The sequence below is a fragment of the Pinirhizobacter sp. genome (assembly GCF_036499745.1).
Lineage (GTDB): Bacteria > Pseudomonadota > Gammaproteobacteria > Xanthomonadales > Rhodanobacteraceae > Pinirhizobacter.
The window spans coordinates 239,366-251,318 of the sequence record NZ_DASYDG010000030.1; the positions used below are offsets into that span (position 1 = coordinate 239,366).

The 11,953-nt window shown below is 63.9% G+C and carries 12 protein-coding genes, 1 tRNA gene and 1 pseudogene; 12 read left to right on the forward strand and 2 right to left on the reverse strand.

Annotated elements, in window-relative coordinates; translation table 11 throughout:
• Positions 1–37 precede the first annotated feature (37 nt).
• From VGM61_RS11410 to VGM61_RS11425, 4 genes are all read left to right on the forward strand, one after another.
• Positions 38–1,969, forward strand: a complete 1,932-nt coding sequence (locus tag VGM61_RS11410) for a CocE/NonD family hydrolase (RefSeq protein ID WP_331522937.1) — start codon at positions 38–40, stop codon at positions 1,967–1,969.
• Positions 1,970–2,035: 66 nt separating this feature from the next.
• Positions 2,036–2,404, forward strand: a complete 369-nt coding sequence (locus VGM61_RS11415) for a hypothetical protein (protein ID WP_331522938.1) — start codon at positions 2,036–2,038, stop codon at positions 2,402–2,404.
• 232 nt (positions 2,405–2,636) lie between these two features.
• Positions 2,637–2,933 (forward strand): type II toxin-antitoxin system RelE/ParE family toxin, encoded by a 297-nt coding sequence (locus VGM61_RS11420; RefSeq protein WP_331522939.1) that lies wholly within the window; start codon positions 2,637–2,639, stop codon positions 2,931–2,933.
• A 14-nt stretch (positions 2,934–2,947) separates the two neighbouring features.
• Positions 2,948–3,232 carry an addiction module antidote protein gene (locus VGM61_RS11425; RefSeq protein WP_331522940.1) on the forward strand — a complete coding sequence of 95 codons (285 nt, stop codon included), beginning with the start codon at positions 2,948–2,950 and terminating at the stop codon, positions 3,230–3,232.
• Positions 3,233–3,234: 2 nt separating this feature from the next.
• Here the strand turns inward: VGM61_RS11425 and VGM61_RS11430 are convergent.
• Positions 3,235–3,311 (reverse strand) — tRNA-Arg (locus VGM61_RS11430).
• 184 nt (positions 3,312–3,495) lie between these two features.
• Here VGM61_RS11430 and VGM61_RS11435 point away from each other — a divergent pair.
• The 6 genes from VGM61_RS11435 (at position 3,496) to murB (ending at position 9,550) form a co-directional block, all read left to right on the forward strand.
• The gene (locus tag VGM61_RS11435) at positions 3,496–4,251 is read left to right on the forward strand and encodes a methyltransferase (RefSeq protein ID WP_331522941.1); all 756 of its coding nucleotides are present in this window, start codon (positions 3,496–3,498) and stop codon (positions 4,249–4,251) included.
• A gap of 158 nt (positions 4,252–4,409) precedes the next feature.
• Positions 4,410–5,945, forward strand: coding sequence for an aldehyde dehydrogenase family protein (locus tag VGM61_RS11440; RefSeq protein WP_331522942.1), 1,536 nt, complete (start codon positions 4,410–4,412; stop codon positions 5,943–5,945).
• Positions 5,945–6,709 (forward strand): SDR family NAD(P)-dependent oxidoreductase, encoded by a 765-nt coding sequence (locus VGM61_RS11445; protein WP_331522943.1) that lies wholly within the window; start codon positions 5,945–5,947, stop codon positions 6,707–6,709. Before VGM61_RS11440 ends, VGM61_RS11445 begins: the two co-directional genes overlap by 1 nt.
• Positions 6,710–6,721: 12 nt before the next feature.
• Positions 6,722–7,483 (forward strand): class I SAM-dependent methyltransferase, encoded by a 762-nt coding sequence (locus VGM61_RS11450; protein WP_331522944.1) that lies wholly within the window; start codon positions 6,722–6,724, stop codon positions 7,481–7,483.
• A 4-nt stretch (positions 7,484–7,487) separates the two neighbouring features.
• Entirely contained in the window at positions 7,488–8,510 is a 1,023-nt protein-coding gene (locus VGM61_RS11455; protein WP_331522945.1) for a quinone-dependent dihydroorotate dehydrogenase, read from the forward strand.
• Positions 8,507–9,550 (forward strand): UDP-N-acetylmuramate dehydrogenase, encoded by a 1,044-nt coding sequence (murB, locus tag VGM61_RS11460; protein WP_331522946.1) that lies wholly within the window; start codon positions 8,507–8,509, stop codon positions 9,548–9,550. The genes VGM61_RS11455 and murB overlap by 4 nt, the downstream gene beginning before the upstream one ends.
• A gap of 6 nt (positions 9,551–9,556) precedes the next feature.
• Here the strand turns inward: murB and VGM61_RS11465 are convergent, their stop codons facing one another.
• Positions 9,557–9,751: a hypothetical protein gene (locus tag VGM61_RS11465; RefSeq protein ID WP_331522947.1), complete on the reverse strand. Its 195-nt coding sequence runs from the start codon at positions 9,749–9,751 to the stop codon at positions 9,557–9,559.
• Positions 9,752–9,845: 94 nt separating this feature from the next.
• Here VGM61_RS11465 and VGM61_RS11470 point away from each other — a divergent pair, with 94 nt between their 5' ends.
• Complete coding sequence (locus VGM61_RS11470; RefSeq protein WP_331522948.1) at positions 9,846–11,186, forward strand: cation:proton antiporter; 1,341 nt, start codon at positions 9,846–9,848, stop codon at positions 11,184–11,186.
• 124 nt (positions 11,187–11,310) lie between these two features.
• Positions 11,311–11,953: pseudogene (locus VGM61_RS11475) on the forward strand (RNA degradosome polyphosphate kinase); the annotation flags it as partial.

The following is an 11,953-nucleotide window of genomic DNA, read 5'->3' on the forward strand; positions in this document are numbered from 1 at the left end:
CTTACATTCGGAAGGTTACCCACCCCACGGATCGCCCATGACCCCGCGTCGTCTTTTGCTTGCCGCGCTTATCGCCACTGCCCTTTCAGGAACCCTGGCCCAGGCCCAGACCGCGCCCCTGACGCCGGATATTCCCGCCGCCAAGTGGAACGCGCCCACCACCGGCCAGGATTTCACCAAGACCGAAGTGATGATCCCGATGCGCGACGGGGTGAAGCTGCACACGGTGATCGTGGTGCCCAAGGGCGCCACCCACGCGCCGATCGTGCTTACGCGCACGCCGTACAACGCCAGCAAGCGCGCCGAGCGCACCGAGGCCTCGGACACGATGATCAACGAGCTGCCTCTCTCTGACGAGGATTTCGTCAAGTCCGGTTACATCCGCGTGTACCAGGACATCCGCGGCAAGTACGGTTCGGAGGGCGACTACGTGATGACCCGCCCCCTGCGCGGGCCGCTGAACTCCAGCGAAGTCGACCATTCCACCGATGCCTACGACACCATCGACTGGCTGGTAAAGAACGTAAAGGGCAACAATGGCAAGGTCGGCATGGTGGGGTCCTCCTACGAAGGCTTCACCGTGGTCATGGCGCTGGTGAACCCTCATCCGGCGCTCAAAGTGGCAGCGCCGCAGAGCCCGATGGTCGATGGCTGGATGGGCGATGACTGGTTCCACTACGGTGCCTTCCGCCAGACCAACTTCGACTATTTCACCGGTCAGACCACCGCGCGCGGCAAGGGCAGCGAGGCGCCACGCAGCGGCAACGATGACTACATCAATTTCCTGCGCGCCGGATCCGCCGGCGACTACGCGCACCAGTCGGGTATCGACAGCCTGCCGTACTGGAAGAAGGTCTCCGAACATCCCAGCTACGATGCCTATTGGCAGAACCAGGCGCTGGACAAGGTGATGGCCTCGATCACCCCGAAGGTGCCCACCTTGTGGGAACAGGGCCTGTGGGACCAGGAAGACATGTGGGGCGCGATCCACAGCTACCAGGCGATCGAACCGCACGACAAGAACAACAACCTCAACTACCTGATCATGGGTCCCTGGCGGCATAGCCAGATCAATGGCGACGGGTTCAGCCTCGGCCCCTTGCTGTGGAACGGTGATACCGCCGAACAGTACCGCCACGATGTCCTGAAACCCTTCTTCGACCAATACCTGCTCGACGGTGCGCCCAAGGCAGATATCAGCCCGGTGACGATCTACAACACCGGCGAGAACCATTGGGATCATTTCAAGAAGTGGCCGCTGTCATGTGATACCGGCTGCGCCTCGAAATCCAAACCGCTTTACCTGGAACCGGGCGAGAAGCTCTCCTTCCAGGCACCGGCCTCCGGTGGACCGGGCTACGAGGAATACATTTCCGATCCCGCCAAGCCCGTGCCGTACCTGCCGCGACCGATCAAATTTTCCGACCACAAGGCCTGGACCACCTGGCTGGTGCATGACCAGCGTTTCGTCGACAGCCGGCCTGATGTCCTGAGCTTCACCACCGAGCCCCTGACCGAACCGCTGCGCATCAGCGGTGTGCCGGAAGTGAACCTCTACGCCTCTACCAGCGGCACCGACAGCGACTGGGTGGTGAAGCTGATCGACGTCTACCCGGATACCGTGGCGGGCACGCCTGAGATGAGTGGCTACGAGCTTCCGGTATCGCTGGATATCTTCCGTGGCAGGTATCGTGAGAGCTTCTCCGATCCCAAGCCGATCGCGGCCAACCAGCCACTGCTGTACAAGTTCGCCCTGCCAACGGCCAACCATGTGTTCCAGCCCGGTCACCGGATCATGGTGCAGGTGCAGTCCAGCCTTTTCCCGCTGTACGACCGCAACCCGCAGACCTACGTACCAAACATCTTCTTCGCCAAGCCGGCGGACTACCAGAAGGCCACCCAGCGGGTTTATACGGCCCCGGGCACGGCCAGTTTCATCAACCTGCCGGTGACTTCGGTCAAGCAGTAACAGGCCGGTCGCAGGATCCTGTCGCCGGAAACCCCGGCGACAGGGTTTCGCGCGTATGCTCCATCGATGAAGCCCGCCCCGTGCGCCCTGGTCGTCGATCGTTCATCGCTGGTGGCAGAAACCGTCGCCATGGCGCTGCAGATGATGGGTTACCGCAGTGAATCGGCCACCAGCTTCCGCGAAGCCCGGCGCCTGTTCCAGCAGATGCCCGCACTCACCCTGCTGATCGCCCATGCCGACCTCGCCGACGAACGCGCAGGCGGCCGCCTGCTCAATCTTGCCCGGGCGCATCGCGCGGACCTGCCGGTGATCGTGATTTCCTCGCGCTCCCGCCAGGAACTGCCACCGGTTCCGGATGATGTGATCTTCCTGCGCAAGCCCTTCGACCGGTCGGAGTTGGTCGATGCAATCACCCGGGCGCGGGCTGCGGCGTGAGTTGACAGGATTGATTTATCGTCAATGGACGCACGGCACGTAGGCCGTCATGGCTCCTGATGCCAACTCTATCGAGAACAAACTCGTGCTACCTGGGACCGATGCCTATCGCGTCGTGAGCCCACGCGCCGATCCGGTGAGCACGGACATCTAACCTCAGCGCGATCTTCTACTTTCGACCGAGGCAAGCCGTTCTGGCCTTGCGATAACGTAGCCCGCAGGATACATTCAGGTGTATAAGGTCATCATGTCCACGGAGGGCCTGAAATGGCTTGGTTCACTTCGCGATATCCGCACACGAACAAGGATTGCCATCAGGATCAAGCGCCTTGAACTTGGATATTTTGGCGATGCGAAGAACATCGGTGGCCTTATCGAGCTGCGAATAGACCACGGCCCGGGCTACCGCCTTTACCTGGCAAGGAGAGCCAGGACAACCTATCTCCTTCTCATCGGCGGCGACAAATCTACCCAATCTCGAGACATTGCCACGGCCCGAAAAATGCTGGCGGCACTCCCGGCAACCTGACTCCGAAAGTGGATATGCCTACCAAATTTGTTCCATTCGATATGGTCGATTTCCTGGACAGTGAGGAAGCCATCGCCACATATCTCAACGAAGCCATCGCCTCGAATGACCAGGACTTTTTCCTCGCCGCCTTAGGGGATGTAGCAAGGGCGCGCGGCATGGGCAAGATTTCGGCAGCCTCCGGGCTAAGTCGAGAAAGCCTTTACAAGGCCTTGCGCGCAGGGGCGAATCCCGCGTATTCGACCGTCTCGCGCGTGCTTGCTGCGCTCGGGGTGCATCTGGTGGCTATGCCAGACTGAAGTGGCGGCCCCGGCGGGGTTCGAACCCACAACCTCACCCTTAGGAGGGGTGCGCGCTATCCAATTGTGCCACGGGGCCGCGAGGCGGCAAGGATAACCGACCGGGGCCCGGGCATGAAAGGCGAGTGCCTGAAGACGATGCTGCGGGCCGTCCGGCACATGCCGTGGACGATGTTTGCTGCAACGATCCCTGATACGCCCGATCCGATGTCGATGCGATTTTGGTTCCTGAGCCGGGCGCCCACCCATGCGAGGAACTCATCATGCGCGCCTTGTGGTCGACCGGTCTCGTTTTCGCCGCCCTGTGCGTTTCGCACGTCACCGCGGCTTCGGACATCAAACCCTACCTTGCCTCAGCGCTGGCCGACCCGGGCCGAACTGCCGATACCAGGGACGACGCCCGCCGCAAACCGGGCGAGATGCTCGCTTTTTCCGGAGTGAAGCCTGGCGACAAGGTCGTGGACCTGATCCCGGGCTCAGGCTACTTCACCCGCATCCTGTCCAAGGTGGTCGGCGACAAGGGCCACGTGTTCGTGGTGTGGCCGGACGAATACGCCAAGGTGGCGCACCCGGATCCTGAAAACAGCAAGGCCCTGGCGGCGACACCTGGCTACGGCAACATCACGGTGCTCGAACAGCCGGCCGCGGCCTTCGCCACGCCCGAACCTGTGGACATGGTGCTGACGGTACAGAACTACCACGATTATCCCGACGAATTCATGGGCAAGGTCGACCCCGTCGCCTTCGGCCGCGCCGTGTTCAAGTCGCTCAAGCCGGGCGGCACCTTCCTGGTGGTCGACCATGTGGCGGCGGCAGGCTCGGGCCTGCGCGACACCGATACCTTGCACCGCATCGATCCGGCGATCGTCAAGAAGGAACTGGCCGAGGCCGGTTTCCAGTTCGTGGGTGAAAGCACCGCGCTGCGCAACCCTGCGGATGATCACAGCAAGAAGGTTTTCGACCCTTCTATCCGCGGCCACACCGACCAGTTCATCTACAAATTCCGGCGTCCGAAATAAGCCACAATTGAAGTTCCGCCAATGACTTGGCCGACGCCCTGGCCGGCCAGGCACCGCCCGGCCCGGTCCAGGCCACGGGGGCGGACCCGGGCGCTTTGCTAGAATCGCGGTTTTGGCGGCCTGAGCACGGGTTGCCCCAAGTAACCGCAGGAGTTGTCATGTCCGCTGCAATCCTCAAGGCCCTCTCCCTTTCGGCCGTGGAATCGGGTTCGTACCTGGGCCAGGGCGAGTGGTCCAAGACCACCGATGCCGGCAAGCTGGAGCCGGTGAACCCCGCCACCGGCGAAGTCATCGCCGCCGTCCACGCCACCGGCAAGGCGGACTACGAAAAAATCATCGAGCGCGCACAGGCCGCCTACGCCATCTGGCGCACCACGCCGGCGCCGCGCCGCGGTGAAGCGGTGCGCATCTGTGGCGAGGCGCTGCGCAAGCACAAGGACGCCCTGGGGTCGCTGGTCGCCCTGGAAATGGGCAAGATCAAGCCTGAGGGCGATGGCGAAGTGCAAGAGATGATCGACATCGCCGACTTCGCCGTGGGCCAGAGCCGCATGCTTTATGGCTACACCATGCATTCGGAACGCCCGGGCCATCGCATGTACGAGCAGTGGCACCCGATCGGCCTGGTCGGTGTGGTCAGCGCCTTCAACTTCCCTGTCGCCGTCTGGGCATGGAATGCGTTCCTTGCCGCCATCTGCGGTGATATCACCATCTGGAAGCCGTCGCCACGCACACCGCTGTCGGCCATCGCCACGATGAAGATCGTCAATGCGGCCTTGCGCGACGCAGGCTTCCCCGACATCTTCTTCCTCTTCAATGACGCCGGTACCGAGCTTGCCCAGGCCTTCGTCGACGACCGCCGCATCCCGTTGTTGAGCTTCACCGGTTCCACCAAGGTCGGCCGCATGGTCGGCGAGCGCGTGGCAAAGCGCATGGGCCGCAGCCTGCTGGAGCTGGGCGGCAACAATGCCATCATCGTGGACGAAAGCGCCGACCTGAAGCTGGCCATCCCGGCCATTGTCTTCGGCGCCGTGGGCACTGCCGGCCAGCGCTGCACCAGCACCCGCCGCGTCTTCGTACACCAATCCATCCATGATGAAGTGCTTGCCACGCTCACGCGCGTCTACGGCCAGGTCGAAGCAAAGATCGGCGATCCCACCCTCGGCACCACGCTGATGGGCCCGCTCAACAGCCCCGAAGCCGTCAAGGCTTACCTCGATGCGATCGAGAAGGCCAAGGCGGCGGGCGGCAAGGTAGCCACCGGTGGCAAGGCGCTGGCCGATCGCAAGGGCAACTTCGTCCTGCCGACCATCATCACCGGTCTGTCCAACAAGGATGACATCGTGCAGGCCGAGACTTTCGCGCCGATCCTGTACGTGATGCCGTTCAAGGACCTCGACGACGCCGTCGCGCAGCAGAACGCCGTGCCGCAGGGACTTTCCTCCGCCATCTTCACCCGTGATCTAAAGGCCGCGGAGAAATACCTCTCCGCCGCAGGTTCCGATTGCGGTATCGCCAACGTCAACATCGGCACCTCCGGCGCCGAGATCGGCGGCGCCTTCGGTGGCGAGAAGGAAACCGGCGGTGGCCGCGAGTCGGGTTCGGATGCCTGGAAGGTGTACATGCGCCGCCAGACCAACACCATCAACTACTCCGACGCACTGCCGCTGGCCCAGGGCATCAAGTTCGAGTTCTGATGACCGTGCCCACCTCCGGAGCGCTCGACTTCACCGGCCGCCGCGTGGCGGTGGCCGGTGGAAGCCGTGGCATCGGCCGGGCCGTGGTGATGGCATTCGCCAATGCGGGCGCGCAGGTTTCCGTCTGTGCCCGTGGCAGGCCCGCGCTCGACGAACTGGCGGCACAGGTGCCCGGCAGGATCCACGTGCACGCCGCCGACCTCGCTGACGATACCGCGATCAAGGCATGGATCGACGATGCCGCCCGCGCGATGGGCGGCATCGACATCCTGGTCAACAACGCCACCGGCTACGGCATGGCCGATGACGAGGACGGCTGGGCGCAAAGCATCGGCGTGGACGTGATGGCCGTGGTGCGCGCCAGCCGCCATGCCCTGCCATGGCTGCGCAAGGCGTCGTCGCCATGCATCATCACCACCGCGTCGATCGCCGCGCTGCACGCCAGCCCGCACAGTGCACCTTATGCCGCGGCCAAGGCAGCCGTGATGCAATACACCACCTCCCAGGCTCTATCGCTCGCTGCCGAACGAATCCGCGTCAACGCCATCGCGCCCGGTTCCATCGCCTTCGCCGATGGCATCTGGGAAAGACGCAAGCGCGAGGCTCCCGAGTTATACGCTCGCACGTTGGGCAAGATTCCCTTCGGACGCTTCGGCCGACCCGAAGAAATCGCCAACGTGGCGCTGTTCCTGGCCTCGCCGCTGGCCGGCTGGGTCACCGGGCAAACGCTTGTCGTGGATGGTGGCCAGATCCTCACCGGCTGAAGGAGCCATAGCATGACCGACGTCACCGCACGCTTCTCCGATCGCGTGGCCAACTACGTACGCTTTCGCCCAGATTATCCGGCCGCCTTGCCGCGCTGGCTGGAGGAACACGCCGGGATGGCCGCCCATGCGCTCATTGCCGACGTCGGCGCTGGAACGGGCATCACCTCGAAGATGCTGCTTGATGCTGGGCGCCGCGTGGTGGCGGTGGAACCGAATGCGCCCATGCGTGAGGCCGCCATCGCCTGGCTCGGCCATGAGCCCGGCTTCAAGGCTGTCGACGGCCGCGCCGAGGCAACCACGCTAGACGACCGCAGCGTCGACGGCGTGATCGCCGGCCAGGCCTTCCACTGGTTCGACCAGGACGCAACGCGCGCGGAATTCGCCCGCATCGTGCGCCCGGGTGGATTCGTCGCTCTGTTCTGGAACAGCCGCCGGCTCACCGGCACGCCGTTCCTGGAAGGCTATGAGAAACTGCTCCGTGAGTACGGCGTGGACTATGCCAACGTTGCCGAGAGCTACGCCGACGACGATTCGATGCAGGCTTATTTCGGCGACAGCATGATCGGCAAGGACCGCTTCCCCCACAGTAAGCGCCTGGACTACCCCGCGCTGGAGGGACGCCTGCTATCGTCCTCTTATGTGCCCAAGGCCGGGAGCCCGGCCTACGGGCCAATGCTCCAGGCACTGCGCAGGCTCTTCGACACCACGTCCACGGATGGCCACGTGGACTTCGACCACGACACCCGCGTCTACGCCGGACGGATCGCCTGACCTGATGTATTCCTTCGCCCGCCCCCTGTTGTTCGCCCTGGACGCTGAAACCGCGCATCGCGTCACCCTGTACGCACTGGGCGTCGCCGAACGCAGCAACCTGATGAAATACATCGCGCAACCGCCTGCAGCGTTGCCGGTGCGCGCCTTCGGCATCGATTTTCCAAACCCCGTGGGGTTGGCCGCCGGTTTGGACAAGAACGGCGAGCACATCGACGCCCTGGGCGCGCTGGGCTTCGGCTTCATCGAGATCGGCACTGTCACGCCTCGGCCGCAGGAAGGCAATCCGCGCCCACGCATGTTCCGCCTGCCCGCGCACGAAGCGGTCATCAACCGCATGGGCTTCAACAACGAAGGCATCGATGCACTGGTGCGCAACGTCGGCAAAGCCACATACCGCGGCGTACTGGGCATCAATATCGGCAAGAACAAAGACACCCCCAACGAGCGCGCCGTGCACGACTACCAGCTGTGCCTTGAACGCGCATGGCCGCTGGCGTCGTACATCACGGTGAATATTTCCTCGCCCAACACCCAGGGCCTGCGCGACCTCCAGGACGAAGAAACCCTGCGCCGTTTCATTGGCGAACTGCGCCAGACCCAGGAGCGCCTGGCGTCGACCGGCAAGCGCAAACCCATGTTGCTGAAAATCGCCCCCGACCTCACCGACGCTGAACTCGATGGCATGGCCGAAGTACTGTTGGCCAGCGGCATCGATGGCGTCATCTGCACCAACACCACGGTGTCCCGCGACGGCGTCGATGGCCAGCACGCCCAGGAAACCGGCGGCCTCTCCGGTGCACCGCTTTTCGACAAGTCCACCAGCGTGCTTCACGCCATGCGCCAGCGCCTGGGTGAACGGATTGCCATCGTCGGGGTCGGTGGCATCGTCGAGGGCGCCCAGGCAGCGGAGAAGATCGCCGCCGGCGCCAGCCTTGTCCAGTTGTACTCAGGGATGGTCTACCGGGGGCCCGAACTCATTGGCGAATGTGTCGGGGAAATCCGCCGCCAGGGGAACGGGGCATGATCGAGCCGCTGACCGACCTCGGCGGCTTCGCCCTGGCCAGCAACGCCACGCTGGCTGGCCGCAATACGCTTCGCGTGGCTGCCCACGCCAACCTGCTGGTGGAAGTGCGCGATCCGACCAGGCTTCCCGAAGTACTGGCTTATCCGGCCGTCGCGCAGGGTCCGGTGTTCGTGCTGGGTGAAGGCAGCAATGTGTTGTTCACCGGCGACTACCGCGGCACGGTGCTGGTGATGGCAACCCAGGGCGTGGAGGTGTTCGAGCGCGACGACCACGTGTTGTTGCGCGTGGCGGCGGGCGAACGCTGGGACGATTTCGTGCGCTGGTCATTGGGCAGGGGATATGCGGGGCTCGAGAACCTGATCATGATCCCGGGCACGGTGGGAGCTGCTCCGATCCAGAACATCGGCGCCTATGGCGTGGAGGTGGGCGAATTCATCGATAGTGTCGAAGCCTACGACCGGCAGGCCAGAGCATTCGTGACACTCGACCGCAACGCCTGCGCGTTCTCGTATCGCAATTCCACCATGAAGCATCAGCCTGATCGCTGGATCATCACTGCGGTGACCTTTGCCCTGCCCCGCACGCCGCGGCTGCGGCTGGACTACGCGGGCATCGGTGAAGAACTCACCGCCATGGGCGTTGAAAAACCCGCAGCCTTCCACGTGGCCGAGGCCGTGGTGCGGCTTCGCTCGCGCAAGCTTCCGGACCCGGCCGTCATCGGCAATGCCGGTAGCTTCTTCAAGAATCCGATCGTCAGTGCCGCCCAGGCGCACGCGTTGCAACTGGCTCATCCGGGTTTACCGTCGTGGCCACATGCCGGCGGCACGGCGAAACTCTCCGCGGCATGGCTGATCGAGGCGGCTGGCCTGAAAGGCCATCGCGATGGCGACGCGGGCATTTCCGGACGGCACGCCCTGGTACTGGTCAATCATGGCAAGGCATCGGGGCCTCAACTGCTCGCCTTCGCGCGAAAGGTGCAGGCAGCCGTGGCGACGCGGTTTGGCGTCCAGTTGGAGCCTGAGCCAGTGTTCGCAGGCTAACCAGGCTCAACGCGCGCCCATCGACGCCTGGAGCGCCGCAGCGAGGCCGGCATCGCCGTTGACGATGTCCTTCCAGGCCAGTTCCACCCCCTTGCGACGCCCTTTTTCGGTGAGTTTCAGCCCGTCGGGGTCGATGGTGAGCGTGTAGAGGGTCTCGCCGATGGCGAGTTCGCGCTTGAGTGGTCTGTCCAGCGGCGTCATGAATGAAACCTCGCATGATCTTAAGAACGTATGCCTAGGTTTCATCCCCGGACGTGAAAGATCGGTCCAACCATCCGGTGCAAAGGACAGAACCATGGACTTCCTCGGCTGGACGGCGGCCATCGGCGTCCTGCTCCTGGCCATGTCACTGGCCTCGGGCCTGATCCAGCGTGGCCCGATTACCTCTTTCGGGCTGTTTCTGGCCGCGGGCATCGTTGGCGGCCCCTGGGTAATGGATGTCATTCGCGTGGACATTGCCGGACACGTGACCTGGCTTGGCCATGTGACCGGGATGGCCCTGGTGGTGTCGTTGTTCATCACCGGATTGAAACTGCGCCTGCCCTTCGACGATATCGGCTGGCTCCTGGCTTTGCGCCTGGCGTTCCCGGCAATGGTGCTGACGGTTGCAGGCGTGGCATGGCTGGCCCACGCCTGGCTGGGATTCCCGTGGCCCGTGGCGCTGGCACTGGCCGCCATCCTGGCGCCCACCGATCCGGTGCTGGCCAGCCTGATCTCGGTCGACGATGCCAGCGACGACGACAACCTGAGGGTGTCGCTGTCGGGCGAGGCAGGCATGAACGACGGTGCGGCCATGCCCATGCTGCTGCTGGCTATGGCCCTGCTCGTGCCCCATGGAAGCAGCACGTGGGGGCACTGGTTTGCCGTGGACGTACTGTGGGGACTCCTCGCCGGCGGTGCCATCGGTTTCGCCATGGGCTGGTGCGTGGGGCTCCTCGGTGCCCGCCTGAAGAGCTCGCAAAAGGACGTTGCCCCCAACGATTTCCTTGCCCTGGCCCTGATGGCGCTGTCCTATGCTGCCGCGCAGTCGCTGTCAGCGTCGGGCTTCCTGGCCGCCTTTGCCGCAGGCGTTGGCCTGCGGCGCGCCGAGCTGTTCGTGGTGGCGCGCCATCCGCATCCTTCCGCGCGGAGCGACGATAGCCACCCGCCGGCCGAGGAGTTGGTCAACCCCAACCGCCGGCGCGTCCAGGGCCAGGGGGAGCCGACTGAATCGGTGGGACTGGTGGTAAGCGATGCGCTCAGCTTCGGCGACACCATCGAACGCCTGATCGCCGCTGGCCTGGTGTTCCTGTTGGGCGCGGCGCTGGCATGGCGGTTCGATACGGCCGGCCTGTGGCTGGCACTGGCTTTGTTCGTGGTGATCCGGCCTGTAGCGGTCTGGATCGCCACGATGGGTTCGGCCGCGCCAGGACCCAGGCGCCTGCTGTTCGGCTGGCTCGGCATCCGCGGCATAGGCAGCGTGAACTATCTTGCCTATGCGCTTACCCATGGCTTGCAGGGACCTTCGGCGAGCCGGGTTGCCGATCTCGCCATCACCGTGGTGGTGGCAAGCGTGGTGCTGCATGGGGTAACGGTGACACCGTTGCTCACGTGGCGGCAAACCCGGCTCGATGCCCGTGAGGCAAGAAAACCCTGACAGGACTACCCTAAAGGATTAAACCCTTTAGTGTCACAAATCCGTCAGCCGCCATGGCTTAAGGTTCAATGTGACCCAATGATCGGAGCGTCGCTTGAATTCAGCAACCCAGACCACGCCCGACATGGATACCCCGTCCGAAGTGCTGGCGCAGGACCTCGCGCCCGCACCGGTGCCCGCACCGGCACCGGTGGACCTGTCCCATACCGAGCTCTACATCCACCGCGAGCTGTCGCAATTGCAGTTCAACATCCGCGTACTCGAACAGGCGGTGGACGAATCCAAGCCGCTGCTCGAACGTCTGAAGTTCCTGCTGATCTTCTCCAGCAACATGGACGAATTCTTCGAGATCCGCGTGGCCGGCCTGAAACAGCAGATTGCCTTCGACCATGAATTGATCGGCGCTGACGGCATCAGCCCGAAGCGGGCGCTGGCTGAGATTTCCGAACTGGCGCACAAGGTGATCGAGCGCCAGTACGGCATATTGAACGAGCAGATCATGCCTGCCCTGGCCGAGCGGAAGATCCGCATCGTCCGCCGCACGCAGTGGACCAACAAGCAGAAGCTTTGGGTGCGCCGTTACTTCCGCCAGGAAGTGGCGCCGCTGGTGACGCCGATCGGGCTGGATCCCACCCACCCGTTCCCGCGCCTGGTCAACAAGAGCCTGAACTTCATCGTGGAACTGGAAGGCGTGGACGCCTTCGGCCGTGATTCGGGCCTGGCCATCGTGCCGGCGCCGCGCATCCTGCCGCGCATCATCAAGCTGC

Excerpts from the sequence above, each read along its gene's own strand:
- VGM61_RS11455 (WP_331522945.1), top strand. The coding sequence starts at position 7,488 with ATGTATTCCTTCGCCCGCCCCCTGTTGTTCGCCCTGGACGCTGAAACC.
- VGM61_RS11440 (WP_331522942.1), top strand. The coding sequence starts at position 4,410 with ATGTCCGCTGCAATCCTCAAGGCCCTCTCCCTTTCGGCCGTGGAATCG.
- VGM61_RS11415 (WP_331522938.1), top strand. The coding sequence starts at position 2,036 with ATGAAGCCCGCCCCGTGCGCCCTGGTCGTCGATCGTTCATCGCTGGTG.
- VGM61_RS11425 (WP_331522940.1), top strand. The coding sequence starts at position 2,948 with ATGCCTACCAAATTTGTTCCATTCGATATGGTCGATTTCCTGGACAGT.
- VGM61_RS11465 (WP_331522947.1), bottom strand. The coding sequence starts at position 9,751 with ATGACGCCGCTGGACAGACCACTCAAGCGCGAACTCGCCATCGGCGAG.
- VGM61_RS11470 (WP_331522948.1), top strand. The coding sequence starts at position 9,846 with ATGGACTTCCTCGGCTGGACGGCGGCCATCGGCGTCCTGCTCCTGGCC.
- VGM61_RS11435 (WP_331522941.1), top strand. The coding sequence starts at position 3,496 with ATGCGCGCCTTGTGGTCGACCGGTCTCGTTTTCGCCGCCCTGTGCGTT.
- VGM61_RS11445 (WP_331522943.1), top strand. The coding sequence starts at position 5,945 with ATGACCGTGCCCACCTCCGGAGCGCTCGACTTCACCGGCCGCCGCGTG.
- VGM61_RS11450 (WP_331522944.1), top strand. The coding sequence starts at position 6,722 with ATGACCGACGTCACCGCACGCTTCTCCGATCGCGTGGCCAACTACGTA.
- murB (WP_331522946.1), top strand. The coding sequence starts at position 8,507 with ATGATCGAGCCGCTGACCGACCTCGGCGGCTTCGCCCTGGCCAGCAAC.
- VGM61_RS11410 (WP_331522937.1), top strand. The coding sequence starts at position 38 with ATGACCCCGCGTCGTCTTTTGCTTGCCGCGCTTATCGCCACTGCCCTT.